The organism is Allobosea lupini (assembly GCF_900109525.1).
Lineage (GTDB): Bacteria > Pseudomonadota > Alphaproteobacteria > Rhizobiales > Beijerinckiaceae > Allobosea > Allobosea lupini.
In genome coordinates this window covers 436437-459248 of the sequence record NZ_FOAN01000006.1, presented here as the reverse complement: position 1 = coordinate 459248, position 22812 = coordinate 436437, and the positions used below count along the sequence as shown (strand labels likewise).

Genomic DNA, 22812 nt, shown 5'->3' with positions numbered 1-22812 from the left:
CATACGAGGAGGCGCATGATGGCCGGCAAGGATGTTCCCGTTTCTCCGCTTGCGCCGAAGCGCCAGCCCAAGGTCCCGGCCGTGCCGGGTGTGCGCTTCGCCACTGCCGAGGCCGGCATCCGCTACAAGGGCCGCACCGATGTCGTGCTCGTCCTGCTCGACGACGGCTCGCAGGCTGCCGGCGTCTTCACCCGCTCGAAATGCCCGTCGGCGCCGGTCGACTGGTGCCGCGAGAACCTGGCGCAGGGCAAGGCGCGCGCCATCGTCGTCAATTCCGGCAATGCCAATGCCTTCACTGGCCTGAAGGGCCGCGACTCGGTGGCTCTGACCGCGAAGATCGCGGCCAAGGCCGCAGGCTGCAAGGCGGAAGAGGTCTTCATCGCCTCGACCGGCGTGATCGGCGAGCCGCTCGACGCGACCAAGTTCGAGAGCGTGCTGGCCGATTGCGCCAAGCGCGCCGCCGACGGTCCATGGCTCGACGCCGCCAAGGCGATCATGACCACCGACACTTTCCCCAAGGCCGTCTCGCGCAAGGCCAAGATCGACGGGCATGAGGTGGTGATTGCCGGCATCGCCAAGGGCGCCGGCATGATTGCGCCCGACATGGCGACGATGCTCTCCTTCGTCTTCACCGATGCGCCGATCGCGGCGCCCGTGCTGCAGGCTTTGCTGTCGAAGGGCGTCAAGGGCTCGTTCAACGCGATCACGGTCGATAGCGACACCTCGACATCCGACACGCTGATGCTGTTCTCGACCGGGAAAGCCAGGGCGCGCGGCGTGCCGGAGATCACCGATCCGAACGATGCGCGGCTGTCGGGCTTCAAGCGGGCGCTGAACGCGCTGCTGCTCGAGCTGTCGCATCTGGTCTGCAAGGATGGCGAGGGCGCCCGCAAGTTCGTCGAGGTCCGCGTCGTGGGGGCGAAGTCGGCGCGCTCGGCCAAGAGGGTCGCGCTCTCGATCGCCAATTCGCCGCTGGTCAAGACCGCGGTCGCCGGCGAGGACGCCAATTGGGGCCGCATCGTCATGGCGGTCGGCAAGGCCGGCGAGCCGGCAGATCGCGACAGGCTCGACATCTCCTTCGGCGCGATCAAGGTGGCGGAAGCGGGCGCGCGCGCCGCTTCCTATGACGAGCAGGCCGTCTCCGACTACATGAAGGGCGAGCACATCGTCGTCACCGCCGATCTCGGCCTCGGCCGCGGCAAGGCCACGGTCTGGACCTGCGACCTGACCAAGGCCTATGTCGAAATCAACGGCGACTACCGCTCCTGAGCCTTCCGGCTCGGCAGGCCCGAGCAAGAGCTTCATCGTCGGCAATCTTGCTGCCTGCTCCTTCCTGTGGGGGAGCAGCTACCTGTTCATCAAGCTGATGGCAGGCGAGGTCGCCCCCTGGGCGATCGCCGCCTGCCGCGGCCTGCTCGGCGCGGCGACACTGGCGCTGTTCGTCATGGCGCGCGGCCAGAGCCCGCTGCCCCGCCGCCATGAGCTCCGCCACTGGCTGGTGCTCGGCACCTGCAATGGCTGGCTGCCGAACGTGCTCGTCGCCTATGCGCTGATCCAGCTCGCCAGCGGGCCGGCGGCGATGATCCAGGCGGCGGGGCCGCTGGTCACGGCGCTGTTCGCGCATGTCCTGTTCGCGGAGGAGCAGTTGAGCCGGCGCCGGCTCGTCGGCATCCTGGTCGGCATGGCTGGGGTCGCCATCCTGGTCGGCCCGCGCGTGATCGAGGGCGGCGGCACGGCGCTCAGCCTGCTCGCCATGGTCGGTGCGACGCTGTCCTATGCATGCGCGAACCTCTACACGCGCGCCGTGCCGCCGCGAGCGGGCGATCCGATCCGGCTCGCACTCGGCCAGCAGATGGTCTCCGGCACCGGGGCGCTGCTGCTGACGCTGACGGTCTCCGGCTGGGGGGCACTTCTGGCCCTGGCCCCGCATTGGCAGGCCGCGCTGGCGCTCGGCGTGTTCGCAACAGCGATGCCGGTGGCGTTCTTCATGCGGCTGATCCGTGCGGCCGGGCCGACACGGGCGGCGATGACCGGCTATCTGGTTCCGGCGGTCGCTGTCGCGATGGGTGTGCTCGTGCTCGGCGAAACGCTGGAGTTGCGGCAGGTCATCGGAGGTTGCATCATCCTTGCTGGCGTCTTTCTGGTCTCGACGGCGCCTGCGGGGGGACGTGCCGAATGATAAGGATAGACTGCGTGCTGGGCCTTGCGGCTCTGCTGGGAGCTTGTGTCGCGCAGCCGTCGCCGACGGCTTCGTCCTTCTCGGCCGAGGAGGCCGCCGTCATCCGGAAACCCGGTACTGGCGTCATCGTCGGCCACGCTTTCCGGACGCGTTCGAAGGGGCAGGTGGTGAATGCGGCCGGCGAGGTGGTCAGGCTGATCCCGGCGACGGCCTATGCCCGCGAGCGCTTCAATCGCGTTTTCGGCAAGGCCAAGTTCCTGCCGCACTGGCGCTATCCGAACGAGCAGGTCGATCCGCGCTACGCCGAGCTGACCCGCACGACGAAAACGGCGGCGAATGGCCGGTTCAGCTTCGATAAGGTCGCGCCCGGCAGCTATTTCGTCTCGACCCAGGTGATCTGGGGCGAGGAGGATCAGGTTTTCCGCGAGGGCGGCACGGTCTATGACGAGGTCACGCTGACCGGCAAGGAAACCGAACCGGTCGAGGTCATCCTCTCGGGACATTAGATCTTGCCGTGAAGCTGCTGCTCGTCGTCGCCTGCGCGCTGGTCGATTCCGACAATCGCGTGCTCGTCACCCAACGTCCCGAGGGCAAGGCGCTGGCCGGCCTCTGGGAGTTCCCAGGCGGCAAGCTGGAGGCCGGCGAGCGGCCGGAGCCGGCGCTCATCCGCGAGCTTGCCGAGGAACTCGGTATCGAGGTCAAGGAAGCTTGCCTCGCGCCGCTGACCTTCGCCAGCTACGCCTATCCCGAGTTCCACCTCTTGATGCCGCTCTATATCTGCCGGCGCTGGGAGGGGACGGCGATGTCGCGCGAGGGGCAGGCGCTGAAATGGGTGCGCCCCGGCAAGCTGCGCGATCTTGCCATGCCACCGGCCGACGAACCGCTGATCCCGCCGCTGGTGGATCTGCTGGGGGCGTGAGTGTCAGTACGTGATTAGCGAGGAACCGGAACGCAGAACCCCTCTCCCGGATGGGAGAGGGGCAGGGGTGAGGGACCGCCGCTGATTATTCGGGCGAGGCGGCGCCGTTGCGCCTTCTACGGATAAGGCAGGCCCTCATCCCTGCCCTTCTCCCACACGGGAGAAGGGTTCACGCGCCCTTCATTCCGCTCTGTGCTTACCGATTACTCCAGCCGCTCAGCGCGGCAGGATGGTCTCGCCCATCAGGTGCTTGTCGATCGCGTGGGCCATCTGGCGGCCCTCGCGGATCGCCCAGACCACCAGCGACTGGCCGCGGCGCATGTCGCCGGCGGCGAAGACCTTCTCGACCGAGGTCTTGTAGGCCAGCATGTTGGCTTCGACATTGCCGCGGCCGTCGAGCTTGACGCCGAGCTTCTCGAGCAGGCCGTCATGCACAGGCGAGACGAAGCCCATGGCGAGCAGGACGAGATCGGCCTTGAGCTGGAACTCCGTGCCCGCGATCGGCTTGAAGCTGGCATCGACCTTGGTGCAGTGCAGCGTCTTCACCTTGCCGTTCTCGCCGGTGAACTTGACGGTGCCGACCGCGAAGTCGCGCTCGGCGCCTTCCTCATGGCTGGAGGACGTCCGCAGCTTCAGCGGCCAGTTCGGCCAGGTCAGCGCCTTGTTCTCCTTTTCCGGCGGCTGCGGCATGATCTCGAGCTGGGTGACGGAGAGCGCGCCCTGGCGCACCGAGGTGCCGATGCAGTCGGAGCCGGTGTCGCCGCCGCCGATGACGACGACATGCTTGCCGCCGGCGAGGATCGGCCGGGCGTTGCCCGTCGTGTCAGGCTCGCCGCCATTGCGGCGGTTCTGCTGCGGCAGGAAGTCCATGGCGAACTGGACGCCGTCGAGGTCGCGGCCCTCGATCGGCAGGTCGCGCGGCTTCTCGGCGCCGCCGGTCAGGCCGATCGCGTCGTACTGAGCGAGCAGTTCCTGCGGTTCGATGTCGACGCCGACATTGACGCCGTAATGGAAGACGACGCCTTCGGCCTCCATCTGGGCGACGCGCCGATCGACATGCGACTTCTCCATCTTGAAGTCGGGAATGCCATAGCGCAGCAGGCCACCGGCGCGGCCCTGGCGCTCATAGACATGGACCTCGTGGCCGACGCGGGCGAGCTGCTGGGCGGCGGCGAGGCCGGCCGGGCCGGAGCCGATGATCGCGATCTTCTTTCCGGTCTTGACCTCGGCCGGCTCAGGAACGATCCAGCCTTCTTCCCAGCCCTTGTCGACGATCGCGCATTCGATCGACTTGATCGTGACCGGGGTGTCCTCGAGGTTCAGCGTGCACGACGCCTCGCACGGGGCGGGGCAGACGCGGCCGGTGAATTCGGGGAAGTTGTTGGTCGAGTGCAGGTTGCCGAGCGCTTCCTGCCACTTGTCGTTGTAGACGAGATCGTTCCAGTCCGGGATCTGGTTGTTGACCGGGCAGCCATTGTGACAATACGGGATGCCGCAGTTCATGCAGCGCGCCGCCTGGTCGCGGGTCGCCTCCCGGCCGAGCGGGATCACGAACTCCTTGTAGTTGCGGATACGATCCGAGGCCGGACGATACTTCCGGTCGCGACGATCAATCTCGAGAAAGCCGGTTACCTTGCCCATCGTCTCACTCCGCCGCGACCGAGACGCCGGCCTGGGCCCGCTCGATTTCCAGTAGTGCGCGCCGGTACTCGACCGGCATGACCTTGACGAATTTGGGCAGGTAGTCCGCCCAGTTCTCCAGGATCGCCTGTGCCCGCGCCGACCCGGTGTATTTCAGATGGTTGGCGATGAGCTGGTGCAGGCGCTCGGCGTCATAGCCGGACATGTTGGCCATGACGTCGATGCGGCCCTTGAACTCGAGGTCGCCGCCATGATGGTAGAGGCGCTGGGTCAGCTCCTCCTCCTCCGGCACCGGCTCGAGATCGACCATGGAGAGGTTGCAGCGCTTGGCGAAGCTCCTGTCCTCGTCGAGGACATAGGCGATGCCGCCCGACATGCCGGCCGCGAAATTGCGCCCGGTCTGGCCGAGCACGACGACGACGCCGCCGGTCATGTATTCGCAGCCATGGTCGCCGGTGCCCTCGACCACCGCGATCGCGCCGGAATTGCGCACGGCGAAGCGCTCGCCGGCGACGCCGCGGAAGTAGCATTCGCCGGAGATCGCGCCGTAGAGCACGGTGTTGCCGACGATGATCGCCTCCTCGGCGAGCGCCTGCGACTTCGGATCAGGGCGGATGATCAGCTTGCCGCCCGACAGGCCCTTGCCGACATAGTCGTTGGCCTGGCCGGTGAGATCGAGCGTCACGCCGGACGTAACCCAGGCGCCGAAGCTCTGGCCAGCCGTGCCGGTCAGCTTCACCGTGATCGTGTCGTCCGGCAGGCCGAGCCCGCCATGGCGCTTGGCGATCTCGCCCGAGATCATCGCGCCGGTCGAGCGATCGACATTGCGGATGGTGCTCTCGATCACGACCGGAGCGCCGCTGTCGAGCGAGGCGCCGGCCTTGGCGATCAGCGTGCGGTCGAGCACCGACTCGATCGGGTGGTGCTGGCGCTCGACATTGCGGATGGCGACGCCTTTGCCCGGCTCCGGCTTGTGGAAGATGCGGGCGAAGTCGAGCCCCTTGGCCTTCCAGTGGTCGATGGCTTCCTTCTTGTCGAGCCAGTCGGAGCGGCCGACGAGCTCGTCGAAGCTCCTGACGCCCATCTGCGCCATGATCTCGCGCACGTCCTCGGCGAGGAAGAAGAAGAAGTTGATGACGTGCTCGGGCTGGCCCTTGAAGCGCTTGCGCAGCACCGGGTCCTGGGTGGCGACCCCGACCGGGCAGGTGTTGAGATGGCACTTGCGCATCATGATGCAGCCGGCTGCGATCAGCGGCGCCGTGGCGAAGCCGAACTCGTCGGCCCCGAGCAGCGCGCCGACGACGATGTCGCGGCCGGTGCGCAGGCCGCCGTCGACTTGGAGGGCGATGCGGCCGCGCAGCTTGTTCATCACCAGGATCTGGTGGGTCTCGGCGAGGCCGATCTCCCAGGGCGATCCCGCATGCTTGATCGAGGTCAGCGGCGAAGCGCCGGTGCCGCCCTCGTAGCCGGCGATGGTGATGTGGTCGGCGCGCGCCTTGGCGACGCCGGCGGCGACGGTGCCGACGCCGAGCTCGGAGACGAGCTTGACCGAGACGTCCGCCGCCGGGTTGACGTTCTTCAGGTCGAAGATCAGCTGGGCGAGATCCTCGATCGAATAGATGTCGTGGTGCGGCGGCGGCGAGATCAGGCCGACGCCCGGGGTCGAATGCCGGACCTTGGCGATGCGGGCATCGACCTTGTGGCCGGGCAATTGTCCGCCCTCGCCGGGCTTGGCGCCCTGCGAGACCTTGATCTGCATCATCTGCGAGTTGACGAGGTATTCGGTGGTGACGCCGAAGCGACCCGAGGCGACCTGCTTGATCGCCGAGCGCATCGAGCGCCCGTCCGGCAGCGGCTTGAAGCGCTCCGGCTCCTCGCCGCCCTCGCCGGTGTTCGACTTGCCGCCGATCGCGTTCATGGCGAGCGCCAGCGTCGAATGCGCCTCATGGCTGATCGAGCCGAAGGACATGGCGCCGGTGGAGAAGCGCTTGACGATCGAGGCTGCGCTCTCGACCTCGTCCAGAGGGATCGGCTTGCGGCCGAGCTCGTCGGCCATCTTGACGTGGAACAGGCCGCGAATGGTCGAGAGCTTCTCGCTCTGGTCGTTGACCAGGTCGGAATAGGCCTTGAACTTGTCGCGGGCGTTGCCGCGCACGGCGTGCTGGAGCAGCGCGATGTTCTCCGGCGTCCAGGCATGCGCCTCGCCGCGCAGGCGGAAGGCGTATTCGCCGCCGATGTCGAGCGCGTCGCGATAGATCGGCGAGCCGCCGAAGGCGTCGCGATGGCGGCGCACGCTCTCCTCGGCGATCTCGGCGAGACCGACGCCCTCGATCGAGGAGATGGTGCCGGTGAAGTACTTGTCGATGAACTCGGTGCGCAGGCCGACGGCGTCGAAGATCTGGGCGCCGCAATAGGACTGGTAGGTCGAGATGCCCATCTTGGACATGACCTTGAGCAGCCCCTTGCCGACCGACTTGATGAAGCGCTTGACCACCTCGTAGCGGTCGACCTCCGGCGGGAACTCGCCGGCCTCGAACAGCGCTTCGAGCGTCTCGAAGGCGAGATAGGGGTTGATCGCTTCGGCGCCGAAGCCCGCGAGCAGGGCGAAGTGGTGGATCTCGCGCGGTTCGCCGGATTCGATGACGAGGCCGACCGAGGTGCGCAGGCCCTTGCGGATCAGGTGATGATGGACCGCTGCCGTCGCCAGCAGCGCCGGGATCGGGATGCGGTCGGGCCCGACCTGGCGGTCGGAGAGGATGATGATGTTGTAGCCGCCATGGACGGCCGCTTCCGCGCGCTCGCACAGGCGCTCGATCGCGCCCTCCATGCCGGCCGCGCCCTCGCGGGTCGGATAGGTGATGTCGAGCGTCTTGGTGTCGAATCGATCCTCGTAGTGACCGATGCAGCGGATCTTCTCGAGATCGTCATTGGTCAGGATCGGCTGGCGCACTTCCAGGCGCTTGCGGCGCGAGGTGCCTTCGAGGTCGAGGATGTTAGGCCGCGGGCCGATGAAGGAGAGGAGGCTCATCACGAGCTCCTCGCGGATCGGGTCGATCGCCGGGTTGGTGACCTGGGCGAAGTTCTGCTTGAAATAGGTGTAGAGCAGCTTCGACTTCGAGGAGAGCGCCGAGATCGGGGTGTCGGTCCCCATCGAGCCGACGGCTTCCTGGCCGGTCACCGCCATCGGCGCCATCAGGATCCTGGTGTCTTCCTGGGTGTAACCGAAGGATTGCTGGCGATCGAGCAAGGCGACGTCGGTGCGCGAGGCGCGTGCCTCGACCGGCGGCAGCTCCTCCAGCACGATCTGGGTGCGCTTCAGCCAGTCCTTGTAGGGGTTGGCGAGGCAGAGGGTGCTCTTGATCTCGTCGTCGCCGATGATGCGGCCTTCCTCGAGATCGATCAGCAGCATCTTGCCGGGCTGGAGCCGCCACTTCTGGACGATCTTCTCCTCCGGGATCGGCAGCACACCGAACTCCGAGGCGAGCACGACGAGGCCGTCGTCGGTGACGAGATAGCGGGCGGGGCGCAGGCCGTTGCGATCGAGCGTCGCGCCGATCTGGCGGCCGTCGGTGAAGGCGATCGCGGCCGGGCCGTCCCACGGCTCCATGAGGGCCGCATGGTATTCGTAGAAGGCGCGCCGGCTCTCATCCATCAGCGGGTTGCCGGCCCAGGCCTCGGGCACCAGCATCATCATGGCGTGGGCGAGCGAATAGCCGCCCTGGACCAGGAATTCGAGGGCGTTGTCGAAGCAGGCGGTGTCGGACTGGCCCTCATAGGAGATCGGCCAGAGCTTGGAGATGTCGGCGCCGAAGAGCTCGGAATCGACCGAGGCCTGGCGGGCCGCCATCCAGTTGACGTTGCCGCGCAGCGTGTTGATTTCGCCGTTATGGGCGACCATCCGGTAGGGGTGGGCGAGGCGCCAGGACGGGAAGGTGTTGGTGGCGAAGCGCTGGTGGACGAGGGCGAGCGCGCTCTCGAAGCGTGCGTCGGTCAGGTCCTTGAAGTAGGCGCCGAGCTGGGTGACCAGCACCATGCCCTTGTAGACGATGGTCCGGCAGGAGAAGGAGACCGGGTAATAGGTCGCGGTCGCCCGGTCATGGCGCTTGTAGACCTTGTTCGAGACCGACTTCCTGAGGACGTAGACCTGCCGCTCGAACTCGTCCTCGTCGGTGATCTCGGCCGGGCGGCCGACGAAGATCTGGCGATGGCAGGGCTCGGTCTCCTTGACGGCCTCGCCGAGATCGCTGTTGTCCACCGGCACGTCGCGCCAGCCGAGGAAGATCAGGCCTTCCTCCTCGACGGTCTGGGCGACGATCTCCTCGCAGACGGCGCGGTTGTCTGCCTCCTGCGGCATGAAGAACTGGCCGATGGCGTAATGACCGGGCTCGGGCAGCTCGATGCCGATCCCGGCGCATTCTTCCTTGAAGAAGCGATGCGGGATCTGGGTGAGGATGCCGCAGCCATCGCCGAGCTTGGGATCGGCGCCGACCGCGCCGCGATGGTCGATGTTGTGCAGGATCTGCAGACCCTGCGCGACGATCGCATGGCTCTTGCGGTTCTTCATGTCGGCGATGAAGCCGACGCCGCAGGAGTCCTTCTCATAGGACGGGTCATAAAGGCCCTGGCGGGTCGGCATGGCCGGGTCGCGCACCTCGGGGAAACGCTCGAAAGCGGCCGTCGTCGTGGTGGCAACTTTAGCAGTGGTGTTGGCCATCGCGCTCGCCTTCCTGCTCTCGCTCATCGTCGCCTCCGCCCGCCTTCGGTCCCGCAGCATCGGCTGGGGAGCCCGCCAAAGTCCACCGCCGCTCCGGCTTCCACCTTGCCGAGCAAGGATCGGGCCGGTCCGGGTTTATTCTCGGTTTGCGAAGGTTGCTTGCGCTGGTCTTGTCTTGCGCCCGCGTCCTCCGCAGGCGCCTCGGGCGTCAAGCCCTGCCGCGCCTGGTCACGCCGCCGTTTTGCGGGCGGCGCGCGTCGTACGGTTGGCTTTGGCTTTGTTTGCCGTACCTCCCGTCATCATCCGCTCCATCCGCCTGCGCCGGGGCCTCGGCGAGGCCCGCTTCGAAAATGGGACAGCATCGCTGTCCTATTGCCTTGACCTTGCCAGAATTCCAATCTGGGCACAAGCGCCGATTTTGCGTCGCGGCGACATTTTATTGCGACCTCCATCGCTGTCCGGACATTTTCACATCATGGTGGCTGGCTCGCCAAGCCGGAAGTTGTCAATCGCAGGGAATCGGGCCTGCCTGCGCCGCAGCCGGATTGGCCATCTGCTTCCGGTATGGTGGCCGCGTTTTCCCCATCGGGCCTGCGCTTCAAGCAGATCGGAACGGGCTCCAGCATCGATTGCGCTGCGCCGGGAGGCTGCTTATCCCTCAAAATCCTGCAGCGGCCCGCCGGATATCTCCATGAACTTCATCAGCGACAATCTGGCCGGGGCGAGCGCGCCGGTGATGCTAGCAATGGCCGCGGCCAATGACGGCTTCGCCGCCGGCTACGGCAACGATGCCTGGACCAGGCGGGTCGAAGGGCTGTTCGCCGATTTGTTCGAGCGGGAGGTCGCGGTCTTCCTGGTCACGACCGGCACGGCCGCGAATTCCCTGGCGTTGGCGAGCCTGGTCCAGCCCTGGGGGGCGGTGCTCTGCCATCACGAGGCGCATATCGCCGCCGACGAATGCGGCGCGCCCGAATTCTTCACCGGCGGGGCCAAGATCGTCGGCTTGCCCGGCGATGGCTGCAAGCTCGCGCCGGAGGTCGTCATCGACCAGCTCGCGCGCCTGCGCGCGGGCGCCGTGCATCAGGTCCAGCCGCAGATGCTGTCGATCACGCAGGCGACCGAGTGCGGGCTGGTCTACAGTGCCGAGGAGATCGCGGCACTGAAGCAGGCGGTCGCGCCGCGCGGGCTGAAGCTTCATATGGACGGCGCCCGCTTCGCCAATGCGGTCGCGGCGCTGGGTTGCGCGCCCGCTGAGATCACCTGGCGGGCGGGCGTCGACGTGCTGTCCTTCGGCGGTACCAAGAACGGCGCCTTCGCCGCCGAAGCCGTGATCGTCTTCGATCCGGCCGATGCGGATGAGATGCCGTGGCGACGCAAGCGCGCCGGGCACACCCTGTCCAAGGGCCGGTTGATCGGGGCGCAGTTCGAGGGTTTGCTCGCCAGCGGCCATTGGCTCGACCTTGCCCGCCATGCGAATGCGATGGCCAGGCGCCTGGCCGATGCCGTTGCGTCCGCCGGCAAGCTGCGGCTGGCTTGGGCCTGCGAGGCGAACGAGGTCTTTCTGGTATTGCCGTCGCAGGCGCAGGTCGCGCTGGCGGCGCAGGGCGCGCAGTACATCGCCTGGTCGGATGGTGCGCTGCCCGCGGGGCAGGCGCTCCAGCCTGGCGAGGTCGTCGGGCGCTTCGTCTGCTCGTTTGCGACGCGGATAGAGGAGGTCGACAGGCTCGCCGCTGTCCTCGCGACCGTCTAGACGCCGGAAAGAGCCTGTTTCCCAGCCGATTCACGCCGCAAGCGCGCCGCAATCCTTATCAAGAACTGAAGACTGCGAATTTCGTCTGACAGAGGACAGACCATGGCAGTTTTGGTTTCGCCCGCCGCGCCGCGCCGCTTGCGCCGTCGGATGGCTGGCCTTGCCGTCCTGGCCGTGATGGCCGGTGCGAGCGGCCCGGCCCTGGCACAGCTCGACGACTATGGCGGTGGGTACGCCCGTTACGGCTACGACTACGACGATGACTACGGCCCGCGCTACGACTATGCGCCGCGCCGGGCGGCGCCGATCCCGCCACGGGCCGTCGGACGGATGGCGGCGCAGGAATTCGGCCTGCGCGAGGTGCAGCGGACGGTGCGCACCGGCTCGGCCATCGTCGTCGACGGCCTGGCGGCGAACGGATCGCGGGTGCGGCTGATCATCGACCGCTTCAATGGCGAGCTGATCGACCGGATCGTGCTGCAGCCGCCGCCGCGGGTCGTCAGGCTCGATCCGCGCGAGGAGGAGCGTCCGGCGCAGAAGAAGCTGACGCCGCGCCCGCCCGAGCGACCGGCCGCGTTGAAGCCGGCGCAGCCGCCGGCCGAGGCGAACGCGCCGGCGACCGTCGCGCCGCCGTCACCGGCCGCGCCCAAACCTGAAGCGCCCGCGACGAAGCCGGTTGCGGTACCCTCGGTCGCGCCGGTGGACATCGGCAAGCCGAAGCTGGTCAATCCGCAGGATGTCCGTGGGGCCGAGGGGCCCGATCGCCTGCCGCCGCTGGCACGGGCGCATCCGAGCGGCATTCCGACGCCCGACACGACCCTGCCGCCGGTGCAGATCGAGGAGATGAAGTCGGCGCAGCCGAAGCCGGAAACGCCGATAGCGCCGGTCAATCCGAACTGAGGCGCTTCAACCGTCGACGCTGATGGCAAAAAAGCCTCCCCGGTTTCCCGGGGAGGCTCTCGCGTCTCATATCTGCGGTGCTTGCACACCGATATCGGTTACGCGGCCTTCCGGGCCTCGATCACCTTGGGGGTGCTGCCGCCGATCGGGATCAGGCGCGGCTTCTTGGCCTCGGGGATCTCGCGGACGAGGTCGATATGGAGCAGCCCGTTCTCGAGGCTGGCGCCGGTGACCTGGACATAGTCCGCGAGCTGGAAGCGACGCTCGAAGGCGCGGGCCGCGATGCCCTGATGCAGGACTTCGCGCTTCTCGGCATCCTCGGCGGCTTTCTTCTCGCCGCGAACGGTCAGCGCGTTCTCCTTGCTCTCGATCGAGAGGTCGGCCTCACCGAAACCGGCGACCGCGATCGAGATGCGATAGGCGTTCTCGGAGATGCGCTCGATGTTGTAGGGGGGATAGCTCGGCGCATTCTCGACGCTGGTGGCCTGGTCGAGCAGCGAGAACAGGCGGTCGAAGCCGACGGTCGAGCGATAAAGCGGGGAAAGGTCGTAAGAACGCATGATTGTCCTCCAAAGGAAGCGACATTCGGGTCAGCCCGCCTCCTCATGAGCGCGGGCCGGGTTTGGTCTCGCGCAGCCGCTTGACGGCCTGCGCAGCAATGATCTGGGTGGCGGTTTCAGCTTTTCAAGAGCTCTACCGCAGTGAGATCAATCGCCTGATGGAAGCGGGCTCGCGTGCCAAATGCCTGTCATGTCGGCGCTGCGCTTCGCTGTGGCCGGAATGACGGACCGATACCGGAGGGCAACGGAATTTTACCGCGATGACGCTATAACAGCAGGGTGACTCCGGAGCGCCGATGACGCAGGCCGAATTCTTCCATCAGCCGGACTACCCGGTGCCCGGCCACGGCAAGGTCTGGTTTGGCGAGACCGCCGACAAAGCGCGCCTGCGCCTGGCGAGCTGGCGCCCGAGCGTGCGGCGGGAGAGGGGCACCGTCCTGGTCGTGCAGGGCCGAGCCGAGTTCATCGAGCGCTACAGCGAAACGATCGCCGAGCTGCGCCGGCGCGGCTTTCATGTCCTGACCTTCGACTGGCGCGGGCAAGGCGGTTCGCAACGCTTCACAGGCCGGCAGCGCAAGGGGCATGTCGGCCGGTTGGTGCATTACGAGCGCGATCTCGCGCTGGTCGTGGCGCAGATGCAGGAGCGCCTGCCGCCCCCCTATTTCGTCCTGGCGCACTCGATGGGCGCGGCACTCTGCCTCGACGCCGCCCGGCACGAGGCGCTGCCGGTGGAGCGGTTGGTCGCGATCGCGCCGATGCTCGGCATCGCCATGATCGAGAATCCGCGCGGCGCGCGCTGGCTGGCGCGGGTGCTGTATTGGCTCGGCTTCGGCAAGGCCTTCGTGCCCGGCGGCGGCGATACCGCGATCGGCACCAAACCGTTCGAGGGCAACCGGCTGAGTTCGGACCCCGTCCGCTATGCCCGCAACGCTGCCTTGTCGGCCGCGGCGCGCGATCTTGCGATCGGCGACCCCAGCGTCGGCTGGATCTACGCCGCCTTCCAGTTGATGGACCGGCTGGCGCAGCCGCGCGCGCCGCTCGAGGTCAGGGTGCCGACGCTGGTCGTCGCCGCCGGGCGCGATCCCGTGGTCTCGACGCCCGCGATCGAGCGCTTTGCGGCGAGGCTCAAGACGGGTTCCGCTCTGGTGCTGCCGACGGCGCGCCACGAGATCCTGATGGAGACCGACGCGATCCGGGCGCAGTTCTGGGCAGCCTTCGACGCCTTCGTCCCCGGCGAGGAATTGCCGGTCGCGACGCCGGCCCCGACGTCAGCCGTTCAGGAGGGCGAGAGCGGCCTGGTGCAAGGCCTTGTTGCCAGCGGCGAGGATGGTGCCGCCCTGGGCGGCGCTGCCACCGTCCCATGAGGTGACGATGCCGCCGGCGCCCTCGATGATCGGGATCAGCGCGACGATGTCATAAGGCTTCAGCCCGCTTTCGATGACGAGGTCGACATGGCCGGCGGCAAGCATGCAATAGGCGTAGCAGTCGCAGCCATAGCGCGCCATGCGGACGGCGCTTTCGACCCGGTCGTAAGCGGCTTTCTGCCCGTCGACGAAGAGGTGCGGGCTCGTGGTCATCAACGTCGCCTCGGCGAGATTCGTCAGCTGCCGAGTATGAAGTTCGCGCGGTCCGTTCGGCCCTTCATAGCGCGCCATGCGGCCGTCGCCTGAGAAGCGCTCGCCGGTGAAGGGCTGGTTCATCATGCCGTAGACCGGCACGCCCTTGCGGGTCAGGCCGATCAGCGTGCCCCAGACCGGGATGCCGGAGATGAAGGCGCGGGTGCCGTCGATCGGGTCGAGCACCCAGACATAGTCTGCATCGGCATTCTCGGCGCCGAATTCCTCGCCGAGGATGCCATGGGCCGGGAAGGTGCGCTTGATCAGGTTGCGCATCACGTCTTCGCCGGCGCGATCGCCCTCGGTCACGGGATCGAAGACGCCGCCGCCGGATTTGTCCTCGGTGGTATGCCGGGCGCGGAAGAAAGGCAGGATCGCCTGGCCCGACAGGGTCGCCAGCCGGGAGACGAATTCCGTGAAATCGACCGCGCTCATCAGGGTTCCTTCGGCTCGACCGGCCTGCCGCCTTCATGCTGTGCGGCGCACGGGATGACAAGCGCCGTCCCGGTCGAGGTCGATCAGGTCAGGACAGTTCAGCTTCAGCCGATCCCGCGAAATCGGACAGTTCATGACGATTGTGCGGCTCGTCATGCATTTTCTGCATGTCGATATCTGCGTTTCGGCTTGCGTTTTTGCAGCGCAATGCGCTATTGTGCACTGCGAAGGGGAGATGACCTCAAACCTTCGTTGCCCTCCTTGGGCGTTTCCTCCCTAGACTTCGGGCCGCCACGAAAGTGCGCGGCCCTTTTTCTTTGGCCTCAAGGGATTGGCCAGGGATGCAGGCCTACTCCGCGGCCTGGCGCCAGTCGTCGCTCCAGCCGCTCCAGCGCGCGAAGCATTCGGCCATGGCGGCGCTGATCACCTGCTGGAGTGCCGCAAAGCCGCTGCTCGGCTCGAGTGTCGCCTCGTTCATGTAGAGGCCGCGGCTGACCTCGATCTGCAGGGCATGCACGCCGGAGCCGGGTGCTCCGTAATGCTCGGTGATGAAGCCGCCGGCATAGGGGCGGTTGCGGGTCACGGTGAGCCCGGCGCGCGCGAATGCCTGTTCCGCCGCATCGACGACGAAGCTGGCGGCGCTGGTGCCGAAGCGGTCGCCGAGGATGATGTCGGCCTTGGCGGTGCCGTCGCGGTCGAGCCCGGCCGAGGGCATGGAATGGGCGTCGACCAGGATGCAGCTGCCGAAGCTGGCTTGCGTACGATTCACCAGATGGCGCAGGCCGGCATGATAAGGCCGGTAGAGCGCCTCGATACGGCTGAGCGCATTCTCGACGGGAATGCGGCCGGAATAGATCTCATAGGATTCTCCGACGATGCGCGGGATCGTGCCGAGTCCGCCGGCGACGCGCAACGAGCGGGTGTTGGCGAAGCCGGGCAGCCGGCCCTCGAACATGCGCGGATCAAGCTCATAGGGTTCGCGGTTGGCGTCGAGAAAGGCGCGCGGGAACTCGGCGACGAGCAGGGGCGCGCCGAGCGCGACCGCATGGGAGAAGAGCAGGTCGACATACGCGTCCTCCGAGCGTCGCAGCGCCCGCAGCGGCAGGCGCGAGCCCTCGACGAAGGCGCGCGGATAGCACCTCCCGGCATGGGGCACGTCGACGATGACGGGGACGACCTGCAGCGCGGGCTGATGGAGCGTGAACGGCCGCTCGATCTCGGCGATCACGTCGTCCGGGCGGGGAAAGGAGAATCCGGCTGGCAGCGTCATGTCGACAAACTCAAGCACAAAGCTGCCGCCGATTGAAGGGCCTGACCTTTCGTCATCTGGCGAGCCAGCCTTCACTGGTTGTTTACCGTAATGTCGCCAAATAGAACTGGCTGATCCATCCGGATGTGTGCGAGCGACGAGTTCGCCTCACGTCGGGCTGGACCGGCAACACCCGGGATGGCAGGGACGGCCACCCGGTACGAGGGACGACGAACGAGCGAATGGCTTCCGGCCAGAATGGCAGGGCGGCGTGGGCTCGGTGCAACATCGCGGACGAAGCAAGGCGCCATGACCAAGATCCTCCTGGCCGAAGACGACAACGACATGCGCCGCTTCCTGGTGAAGGCGCTGCAGAATGCAGGCTATGACGTCGCCTCGTTCGACAACGGGCTATCGGCCTATAACCGGCTGCGCGAGGAGCCGTTCGAACTGCTCCTGACCGACATCGTCATGCCCGAGATGGACGGAATCGAGCTGGCGCGCCGCGCCACCGAGCTCGATCCCGACATCAAGGTGATGTTCATCACCGGTTTCGCGGCGGTGGCGCTCAATCCCGATTCGCAGACGCCGAAGGATGCCAAGGTGCTGTCGAAGCCCTTCCACCTGCGCGAGCTGGTCAACGAGGTCGAGAAGCTGCTGGCGGCGTGAGGGCCGGGCAGGGGCCGAGCAAGAGCTTCTTGCAAAGAAGCCGACGAAGCGCCTTGCAAGGTGCGCAGGTGTCCGCTATAGCCCCTCCACCTCGCAGCGATATCGCCCTCGGGCCGGTGTCGTTCCGGACGCTTTCGGGCGAAACGGGCGCGTAGCTCAGCGGGAGAGCACTACGTTGACATCGTAGGGGTCACAGGTTCGATCCCTGTCGCGCCCACCATTTTCTCCTTGGATCCAAGGACAGACGGCCGCCCGACAGGGCGGCCGTTTTGCTTTGGCCGGTCACTCCGCCCGGGACGCAATCCCTTTGCGGCTTTCATCGGTGAGCCAGTCGCGGAAGGCCAGCATGGCCGGTGTGAGCGAGCGCGATTGCAGCCAGGTCAGCCAGTAGCTGCCGAGCGAGACCTCGATCGGAAAAGGGCGGAGCAGCCTGCCATCGTCGAAATAGCGCGAGAACAGCAGCGCCGGCACCAGTGCGACGCCTTCGCCGGCCGCAGCGACCTCGGCAAGGGCGATCGAGCTGTCGAAGACCGGTCCGCGGGCCTGCAAGGGCTCGATGCCGGCCGCCTCGCTCCACAGCGTCCACTCATCGGCACGATAGGAGCGAAGCAGGGCATGGTCGGCGAGATCGGCCGGCTGGTCCAGCGCTGCGGTCAGCGCCGGGGCGCAGACCGGCGTCATCGGCGCCTCGAACAGGCGCAGAGCCGCCGTGCCGTGCCAGGCGCCGCCGCCGAAGCGCAAGGCGTAGTCCAGCCCTTCGGCTGCGAGGTCGACGCGGTTGTTGTTGGTCGTGAGGCGCAGGTCGATCTCCGGATGAGCCAGCCGGAAGCCGGCAAGGCGCGGCAGCAGCCAGCCGAGCGCGAAGGTACCGACCGCGCCGACATTCAGGACCTCGACCGGCCTGCCGGTCTCGAAGCGCTCGAGCAGCCCGGCGATGCGGTCGAAGCTCTCACGCAACGTCGGCAACAGACTGCGGCCTTCATCGGTCAGGGCAAGGCCGCGCGGCAGGCGGCGGAAGAGCTCGACACCGAGCCTCTCCTCCAGCCCCTTCACCTGATGGCTGATCGCGGCCTGGGTGACGCAGAGCTCGATCGCGGCCTTGGTGAAGCTGAGATGGCGGGCCGAAGCCTCGAAGGCGCGCAAGGCGTTCAAGGGGAGATGCGGGCGCAGCATGACAAGGCCTTAGGAAATCTAATGGCTCCGTAGAGATATCATCGTTTGCGATTGGGCAAGCTTGCGGCGAGAACGGCGGCGGGCACTGCCCCGCTGCCTCGAACGCGGCGTCCTCCCCAAAACCCATCTCTGCCTGACGCGCCAGCATTCCGCTCGGGCACGAGGGCTCGCGCATGGAGACAACCGATGATCCGACGCCGAGAGCTGCTGATCGGCTCCCTGATGGCCGCTCCTATGCTGGGCTGCCTGCCCAGTCTGGCGCAAGAGCGCGAAGACAAGCTGCGCGAGGGCCTGTTCGCGCTCGACCGCAAGCATGGCGGGCGCCTCGGCGTCGCCATTCTCGACAGCGGCAACGGCCGCATCGTCGCCCATCGCGGCGAAGAGCGCTTCGCCATGTGCAGTACGTTCAAGTTCGTGGCCGCGGCCTGCGTGCTGGCGCGGGTCGATCGCGGCGAAGAGGAGCTCGAGCGGCGCGTGAGCTACAGCAAGGCCGATCTCGTCACCTATTCGCCGGTGACCGAGAAACATGTCGAAAAGGGCCTCACGCTCGCCGAGATCTGCGATGCGGCGGTGACGCTGAGCGACAACACTGCCGGCAACCTGCTGCTCGATTCCTTCGGTGGCCCGAAGGGGTTGACCGCCTATATGCGTTCGCTGGGCGACGACGCCTCGCGGCTTGACCGGCGCGAGCCGGACCTCAACGAGGCCAGAACCGGCGATCCGCGCGATACGACGACGCCGGTCGCCATGGCCGGCGTGCTACGCCAGACCGTTCTCGGAGGGGCATTGTCGCCGGCCTCGCGGCAGCAATTGACGACCTGGCTGGTCGCCAACAAGACCGGCGACAAGCGCCTGCGAGCCGGTGTGCCGAAGGGCTGGCGCATCGGCGACAAGACCGGAACCGGCAACAACAACGCCACCAACGACATCGGGGTGATCTGGCCGCCCGGCCGAGCACCGCTGGTCGTCACGGCCTATTATGCGGAAGCGTCTGCAGCATTCCCCGAGCGCGAAGCCGTGCTGGCGGAAGTCGGGCGGCTCGCCTCCTCGCTCTGAAAAAGCAGGAAAAGCTTCCGAAACAGGCGCTGGTCGCAGGCCGTCCCTGAAAGCTAGCGTCAAAGCGCTGCTTTCATGGCATGATCTCCGCGAATCCCCCACGGCCTGGAGGATCTGAAGATGCGTGCGACATGGCTCATCGCTTTGGGGCTGGCAGCCGCGCTCGGCGGCTGCATGACGGCGGCCGAGCAGCGCAGCGCGGATGAAGCGCGCTGCCGCTCCTACGGGTTCAAGCCGGGTGCGGAGGGCTTCGCCAATTGCCTGATGGAGGTCGATCTCGATCGCTCGGCCTCGCGCCGGGCGCGCCTGGAGGCCTCCGGCTTCTATGGCCCATATTGGGGGCCGTGGCCCTATCGGCGCTGGTGACGCATTATTCTGCGTCGGCCTGACGGTCGGGCGTCGCATCGCGGAAGGCGGCAAGCTCCATCGCGGCCGCCTCCGCCCGCAGCAGGCGCGGGAATTGAGCGACATCGACCTTGAAGCGCCGGGCATTGCCGAGCTGCGGCACCAGGCAGATGTCGGCGAGGCCGGGGCTATCGCCGAAGCAGAACGGGCCGGGAGTGTTCGCCACGAGCTGTTCGCAGGCCGACAGACCGTCGACATTGACGCTTGCCGCCCAGGCCAGGGCCCTGTCGCCATCATGGCCGAGCTCCCGCAGGCGGTTGAGCACCTTGAGATTCTGCACCGGATGGATGTCGCAGGCGATCGCCTGGGCGAAGGCGCGGACTTTGGCGCGCTCGAGAGGGTCCTTCGGCAGCAGGCCCGGTTCCGGAAGGGTCTCGTCGAGCCATTCGATGATGGCGAGCGATTGGGTCAGCGCCGTGCCGTCGTCGAGTTCCAGGGTCGGCACCAGCCCCTGCGGGTTGAGAGCGAGATAGGCAGGGTCGCGCTGCTCGCCATGGCGCAGATGGTGCGAGACGTGCTCGACGTCGAGGCGCTTGAGATTGAGCGCGATCCGCACGCGCCAGGCGGCCGAACTGCGGAAATAGCCATGCAGCTTCATGACGCCGCCTCCCATGAGCCGGCGCCGAATGGCCGGTTCAGAAGGTATAGCCGAGGCGGGCGCCGAAATTCGAGGGGCCGCGCGGATTGCCGGCGTTGACGACGGGGTTGTCGGAGCAGCCGGTGGTGCTGAAATGCTCCAGCGTCGCGATCAGGCTCCAGCGGTCGCTGAGGCGGAAGCCGAGGGCGGCGGCGCTGCGCGCGCCGGCGTTGCAGCCGACATTCAGGCGGTTCTCGGGAACGACGAAGCCGGTCTTGCCATTGTTGACGGCGGCGCCAAGGCTCGCCTCGAGGAAAACCGATTGCGAGACGTCGAAGGTCCAGGTCGCACCGGCATAGGCGTATTGCGTGCCGTTGACGTTGAGGCTGGAGCCGAGATGGAAGCGCGGGACGAAAGCGTTGGCGAGGCGGTCGTTCAGGCTGGCGATGCGCGGCGTCAGGAGTTCGCCGCCGACATTGACCAGGCCGCTCTCGCGCCCGCCGGGATTGGCGGCACCGAGGCCGAAGCGGGCTTCCCAGGCGGGAGCGGGCGCTTCCGTCGCGGGGGCATAGCCGAGCGCGCGGGTGCCGCCGCGGTCGTTCTGCGCCAGCGCGGGCGCGGACAGGACCGAGAGGACAGCGAACAGCGACGCGACGCGAACCATGACAGGGAAACGGGCTTTCAGCGGAGCTTCAAGGATTGGAAAAACGCAGGGAGTAGTGGCCGCAATGTGACGACGCCGCCCTTGCGCACTGCGTCATGATCAACCGGCACGCCACCAGAGCACGCCGAGGATCACCAGGATCGCGATGAACTGCAGCACCACGCGCAGCCGCATCAGCTTTTGCGAGGTGTTCGAGCTGCCGCCGCGCAGCATGTTGATCAGGCCGAGCAGCAGCACGACGGCGACGGCGCCGACGGCGATCGGGACGATGGCGGAGGAAACGTTCATCGCCGTGCTTTAATCCTCGCCGGGGCGGTTGACCAGCAGGGCCGTGGCGGCGAAGCGCCACAGCTCGGGATAAGTCCGGCCTAGCGATAGCGTCGCTGCACGATCAGATTGGCGGCGATCGTGAGCAGCAGCGTCGCCGTCATCAGGATGAAGGAGATCGCGCCGCCAAAGGGCCAGTTGTTCTGCTGGGCGAACTGGCCGTAGACCAGCGGGCCCATGGTCTGGAATTTCGGGCCGCCGAGCAGGACCGGCGTGGCATAGGCGTTCATCGCCAGGATGAAGGTCAGGATCGTGCCGGCGAGGATGCCGGGCATGGCCAGCGGCCAGAGCACGCGGGCGAACATCGCTGCCGGGCCGGCGCCGAGGCTGAAGGCGGCTTCCTCGACATTGCGATTGATGCCCTCGATCACGCTCTGCAGCGTCAGCACCATGAAGGGCAGGTTGACCGCGATGATGCCGATGATCACGGCTGTCTCGGTGAACATGATCTCGAGCGGCTGGTCGATCAGGCCAAGGCCCATCAGCGAGGCGTTGAGCGCGCCCTTGCTGCCGAAGGCGGTCATCCAGCCGGCGGCGCGCACGGCATTGCCGACGAAGAGCGGCAGCACCACCAGCATGATCAGCAGGTTCTTGAAGCGGCTCTGCGTGCGCGCCAGTACATAGGCGAGCGGGAATCCCATGATCAGGCAGACGATCGTGCAGATCACGGCGACGCGGACCGTGCGCCAGAGCACGTTGAGATAGAAGGCGTCGGTGAAGAACTTGACGTAGTTCTCGATCGTCAGCCCGTCGACCATGAACTGGCCGGGGATGAACTGGTTGAGCGAATAGCGGAACAGGATCGCGATCGGGCCGATCAGCCCGATCGCGACGAAGATCGTCGCCGGGACGACGAGCATCCCGGCAAGATTGGTGCGGGCACCCGCGACTGGTTCGGGCGCTGCGCTCACCCCTTGAACACCTTGTCCCACCACTCCTTCATGCCTGCGTCGTTCTTGGCCAGGAAGGCGTAGTCGAGATCCTTGATGCGCTTCTCTTCCTCGGGCGTGAAGCCGATGCGCTTCTGCAGGTCGGGTGCGACGGAAAGGCCGGAGACGGTGCCGTTATAGCCCATGTCGACGGCGAAGGCCTCCTGCGGCTCCTTGGCCAGCATGGCGTTCATATAGGCGTAGGCGTTGTCCTTGTTGGGCGCGTTCTTGGCGATGACGAAGCCGGAGACATAGGCCGGGATGCCCTCGACCGGCGAGACCGCCTCGCAGGGGATGCCCGCGTTCTGCCATTGCACCACGCGCGCCTTCCAGATCGCGCTGATGCCGACCTCCTCGTTCTTCATCGCCTGGGCGAAGGCCTCGTTGGTCGGATAGACGCGCGCGCCGGCCTTCTTGACCGCGAGCAGGATCTCCTTGGCCTTCTCGATGTCGTTCATGCTGGCGCCGTTCGTGGCGGCCATAGAGGCAGCGATCATGATCGCCTGGTACTGGATGTCGATGAAGCCGATCTTGTTGCCCCATTTCGGGTCGAGCCAGTCCTTGAAGCCGGTCGGGGCCGGGCTGATCAGCTTGGGATTGTAGATGACGACGTTGCCTGAATAGATGTGCCCGATGCCGTACGGGTACTTCATCGTCGGCAGGAGGTTCTTGGCGTTCGGGATCTTCGAGTAGTCGAGCTGCTCGGTCGCGCCGGCCTCGTTCATCTCGAACATATTGGCCGCCGAGAAGCCCTGGATGTCGACCGTGCCGCGCGGCAGGCGGCGCTCGGCCACCATCTTGGCGCGGCGCGGCGCGTCGCCGGCCTGGTCCTGCACGACCTCCAGGCCCTTGGGCTTGAGCAAGGGGTCTTCGATGTTCTTGGTCAGCAGGCGGGCATAGTCGCCGCCCCAGGTGCCGACCACGACCTTGCCGGCCGACTGCGCCAGCGCGCGGCCGCCGAGCGCCGGCATTGCAACCGTAGCGCCGGCACCAGCAGCCAGGCCTTTAAGGACATCGCGTCTGTCGATCTTTTTCATGTTCGTTCCCCT

General features: G+C 66.9%; 21 protein-coding genes and 1 tRNA gene. 11 read left to right on the top strand and 11 right to left on the bottom strand.

Annotated features, from left to right (window positions below):
* Window positions 1-15 precede the first annotated feature (15 nt).
* Genes argJ through mutT form a run of 4 tightly spaced genes read left to right on the top strand, consistent with a single transcriptional unit; the run spans window position 16 to window position 3098 of the window.
* The gene (gene argJ / locus BMZ21_RS20015) at window positions 16-1269 is read left to right on the top strand and encodes a bifunctional glutamate N-acetyltransferase/amino-acid acetyltransferase ArgJ (protein ID WP_091838134.1); all 1254 of its coding nucleotides are present in this window, start codon (window positions 16-18) and stop codon (window positions 1267-1269) included.
* Entirely contained in the window at window positions 1238-2179 is a 942-nt protein-coding gene (locus BMZ21_RS20010) for a DMT family transporter (protein ID WP_091838131.1), read from the top strand. Before argJ ends, BMZ21_RS20010 begins: the two co-directional genes overlap by 32 nt.
* Window positions 2180-2193: 14 nt before the next feature.
* Window positions 2194-2685 (top strand): carboxypeptidase regulatory-like domain-containing protein, encoded by a 492-nt coding sequence (locus BMZ21_RS20005; RefSeq protein WP_244543920.1) that lies wholly within the window; start codon window positions 2194-2196, stop codon window positions 2683-2685.
* Window positions 2686-2693: 8 nt separating this feature from the next.
* Entirely contained in the window at window positions 2694-3098 is a 405-nt protein-coding gene (mutT, locus tag BMZ21_RS20000) for an 8-oxo-dGTP diphosphatase MutT (RefSeq protein WP_091838125.1), read from the top strand.
* Between the two features lie 216 nt (window positions 3099-3314).
* On the opposite strand, the gene BMZ21_RS19995 is transcribed toward mutT, so the two are convergent.
* Window positions 3315-4739, bottom strand: a complete 1425-nt coding sequence (locus tag BMZ21_RS19995; RefSeq protein ID WP_091838122.1) for a glutamate synthase subunit beta — start codon at window positions 4737-4739, stop codon at window positions 3315-3317.
* 4 nt (window positions 4740-4743) lie between these two features.
* Window positions 4744-9375 carry a glutamate synthase large subunit gene (gene gltB, locus BMZ21_RS19990; RefSeq protein ID WP_244543929.1) on the bottom strand — a complete coding sequence of 1544 codons (4632 nt, stop codon included), beginning with the start codon at window positions 9373-9375 and terminating at the stop codon, window positions 4744-4746.
* A 769-nt stretch (window positions 9376-10144) separates the two neighbouring features.
* Here gltB and BMZ21_RS19985 point away from each other — a divergent pair.
* Entirely contained in the window at window positions 10145-11203 is a 1059-nt protein-coding gene (locus BMZ21_RS19985) for a threonine aldolase family protein (RefSeq protein WP_091838116.1), read from the top strand.
* Between the two features lie 102 nt (window positions 11204-11305).
* Window positions 11306-12103 carry a hypothetical protein gene (locus BMZ21_RS19980; protein WP_143079742.1) on the top strand — a complete coding sequence of 266 codons (798 nt, stop codon included), beginning with the start codon at window positions 11306-11308 and terminating at the stop codon, window positions 12101-12103.
* A gap of 98 nt (window positions 12104-12201) precedes the next feature.
* Here the strand turns inward: BMZ21_RS19980 and BMZ21_RS19975 are convergent, their stop codons facing one another.
* A complete protein-coding gene (locus BMZ21_RS19975) occupies window positions 12202-12663 on the bottom strand; it encodes an Hsp20 family protein (protein WP_091838111.1) in 462 nt (153 codons plus the stop codon).
* A 296-nt stretch (window positions 12664-12959) separates the two neighbouring features.
* On the opposite strand from BMZ21_RS19975, the gene BMZ21_RS19970 reads away from it, so the two are divergent.
* Entirely contained in the window at window positions 12960-14027 is a 1068-nt protein-coding gene (locus BMZ21_RS19970; RefSeq protein WP_091838108.1) for an alpha/beta fold hydrolase, read from the top strand.
* Here BMZ21_RS19970 and hisN read toward each other — a convergent pair.
* Both hisN and BMZ21_RS19960 read right to left on the bottom strand, forming a co-directional pair.
* Window positions 13932-14714, bottom strand: a complete 783-nt coding sequence (hisN, locus tag BMZ21_RS19965; RefSeq protein WP_091838105.1) for a histidinol-phosphatase — start codon at window positions 14712-14714, stop codon at window positions 13932-13934. The genes BMZ21_RS19970 and hisN overlap by 96 nt on opposite strands.
* Before the next feature lie 349 nt (window positions 14715-15063).
* Window positions 15064-15984: an N-formylglutamate amidohydrolase gene (locus tag BMZ21_RS19960; protein ID WP_091838103.1), complete on the bottom strand. Its 921-nt coding sequence runs from the start codon at window positions 15982-15984 to the stop codon at window positions 15064-15066.
* Between the two features lie 288 nt (window positions 15985-16272).
* Between BMZ21_RS19960 and cpdR the strand changes: the two genes are divergently transcribed.
* On the top strand, window positions 16273-16632 hold the full coding sequence (gene cpdR, locus BMZ21_RS19955) for a cell cycle two-component system response regulator CpdR (protein WP_038363805.1): 360 nt from the start codon (window positions 16273-16275) through the stop codon (window positions 16630-16632).
* Window positions 16633-16777: 145 nt separating this feature from the next.
* Window positions 16778-16852: transfer RNA gene (locus BMZ21_RS19950), tRNA-Val, on the top strand.
* 62 nt (window positions 16853-16914) lie between these two features.
* On the opposite strand, the gene BMZ21_RS19945 is transcribed toward BMZ21_RS19950, so the two are convergent.
* On the bottom strand, window positions 16915-17805 hold the full coding sequence (locus tag BMZ21_RS19945; RefSeq protein ID WP_091838101.1) for a LysR family transcriptional regulator: 891 nt from the start codon (window positions 17803-17805) through the stop codon (window positions 16915-16917).
* 186 nt (window positions 17806-17991) lie between these two features.
* Between BMZ21_RS19945 and bla the strand changes: the two genes are divergently transcribed.
* Together bla and BMZ21_RS19935 are read left to right on the top strand one after the other, a co-directional pair.
* Window positions 17992-18861, top strand: coding sequence for a class A beta-lactamase (gene bla / locus BMZ21_RS19940; RefSeq protein WP_091838099.1), 870 nt, complete (start codon window positions 17992-17994; stop codon window positions 18859-18861).
* 114 nt (window positions 18862-18975) lie between these two features.
* Entirely contained in the window at window positions 18976-19227 is a 252-nt protein-coding gene (locus BMZ21_RS19935) for a hypothetical protein (RefSeq protein ID WP_425285457.1), read from the top strand.
* A 4-nt stretch (window positions 19228-19231) separates the two neighbouring features.
* Here the strand turns inward: BMZ21_RS19935 and maiA are convergent, their stop codons facing one another.
* The 5 genes from maiA to BMZ21_RS19910 form a co-directional block, all read right to left on the bottom strand.
* Window positions 19232-19864 (bottom strand): maleylacetoacetate isomerase, encoded by a 633-nt coding sequence (maiA, locus tag BMZ21_RS19930; RefSeq protein ID WP_091838094.1) that lies wholly within the window; start codon window positions 19862-19864, stop codon window positions 19232-19234.
* Between the two features lie 37 nt (window positions 19865-19901).
* Window positions 19902-20507 carry an acyloxyacyl hydrolase gene (locus BMZ21_RS19925; protein ID WP_091838091.1) on the bottom strand — a complete coding sequence of 202 codons (606 nt, stop codon included), beginning with the start codon at window positions 20505-20507 and terminating at the stop codon, window positions 19902-19904.
* A 99-nt stretch (window positions 20508-20606) separates the two neighbouring features.
* The gene (locus tag BMZ21_RS19920) at window positions 20607-20795 is read right to left on the bottom strand and encodes a twin transmembrane helix small protein (RefSeq protein WP_091838089.1); all 189 of its coding nucleotides are present in this window, start codon (window positions 20793-20795) and stop codon (window positions 20607-20609) included.
* Window positions 20796-20875: 80 nt separating this feature from the next.
* Window positions 20876-21745, bottom strand: a complete 870-nt coding sequence (locus tag BMZ21_RS19915; protein WP_244543919.1) for an ABC transporter permease — start codon at window positions 21743-21745, stop codon at window positions 20876-20878.
* On the bottom strand, window positions 21742-22800 hold the full coding sequence (locus tag BMZ21_RS19910) for an ABC transporter substrate-binding protein (RefSeq protein ID WP_091838083.1): 1059 nt from the start codon (window positions 22798-22800) through the stop codon (window positions 21742-21744). The genes BMZ21_RS19915 and BMZ21_RS19910 overlap by 4 nt, the downstream gene beginning before the upstream one ends.
* Window positions 22801-22812 lie beyond the last annotated feature (12 nt).

What these genes read in the sequence shown, in the direction of transcription:
- BMZ21_RS19925 (WP_091838091.1), bottom strand. Translation starts at nt 20,507, where the DNA reads ATGGTTCGCGTCGCGTCGCTGTTCGCTGTCCTCTCGGTCCTGTCCGCG.
- hisN (WP_091838105.1), bottom strand. Translation starts at nt 14,714, where the DNA reads ATGAGCGCGGTCGATTTCACGGAATTCGTCTCCCGGCTGGCGACCCTG.
- BMZ21_RS19975 (WP_091838111.1), bottom strand. Translation starts at nt 12,663, where the DNA reads ATGCGTTCTTACGACCTTTCCCCGCTTTATCGCTCGACCGTCGGCTTC.
- BMZ21_RS19985 (WP_091838116.1), top strand. Translation starts at nt 10,145, where the DNA reads ATGAACTTCATCAGCGACAATCTGGCCGGGGCGAGCGCGCCGGTGATG.
- cpdR (WP_038363805.1), top strand. Translation starts at nt 16,273, where the DNA reads ATGACCAAGATCCTCCTGGCCGAAGACGACAACGACATGCGCCGCTTC.
- gltB (WP_244543929.1), bottom strand. Translation starts at nt 9,375, where the DNA reads ATGCCGACCCGCCAGGGCCTTTATGACCCGTCCTATGAGAAGGACTCC.
- BMZ21_RS19995 (WP_091838122.1), bottom strand. Translation starts at nt 4,739, where the DNA reads ATGGGCAAGGTAACCGGCTTTCTCGAGATTGATCGTCGCGACCGGAAG.
- BMZ21_RS19970 (WP_091838108.1), top strand. Translation starts at nt 12,960, where the DNA reads ATGACGCAGGCCGAATTCTTCCATCAGCCGGACTACCCGGTGCCCGGC.
- BMZ21_RS19910 (WP_091838083.1), bottom strand. Translation starts at nt 22,800, where the DNA reads ATGAAAAAGATCGACAGACGCGATGTCCTTAAAGGCCTGGCTGCTGGT.
- argJ (WP_091838134.1), top strand. Translation starts at nt 16, where the DNA reads ATGATGGCCGGCAAGGATGTTCCCGTTTCTCCGCTTGCGCCGAAGCGC.
- BMZ21_RS19945 (WP_091838101.1), bottom strand. Translation starts at nt 17,805, where the DNA reads ATGCTGCGCCCGCATCTCCCCTTGAACGCCTTGCGCGCCTTCGAGGCT.
- maiA (WP_091838094.1), bottom strand. Translation starts at nt 19,864, where the DNA reads ATGAAGCTGCATGGCTATTTCCGCAGTTCGGCCGCCTGGCGCGTGCGG.
- BMZ21_RS20010 (WP_091838131.1), top strand. Translation starts at nt 1,238, where the DNA reads ATGTCGAAATCAACGGCGACTACCGCTCCTGAGCCTTCCGGCTCGGCA.
- BMZ21_RS19920 (WP_091838089.1), bottom strand. Translation starts at nt 20,795, where the DNA reads ATGAACGTTTCCTCCGCCATCGTCCCGATCGCCGTCGGCGCCGTCGCC.
- BMZ21_RS19980 (WP_143079742.1), top strand. Translation starts at nt 11,306, where the DNA reads ATGGCAGTTTTGGTTTCGCCCGCCGCGCCGCGCCGCTTGCGCCGTCGG.
- BMZ21_RS19960 (WP_091838103.1), bottom strand. Translation starts at nt 15,984, where the DNA reads ATGACGCTGCCAGCCGGATTCTCCTTTCCCCGCCCGGACGACGTGATC.
- bla (WP_091838099.1), top strand. Translation starts at nt 17,992, where the DNA reads ATGATCCGACGCCGAGAGCTGCTGATCGGCTCCCTGATGGCCGCTCCT.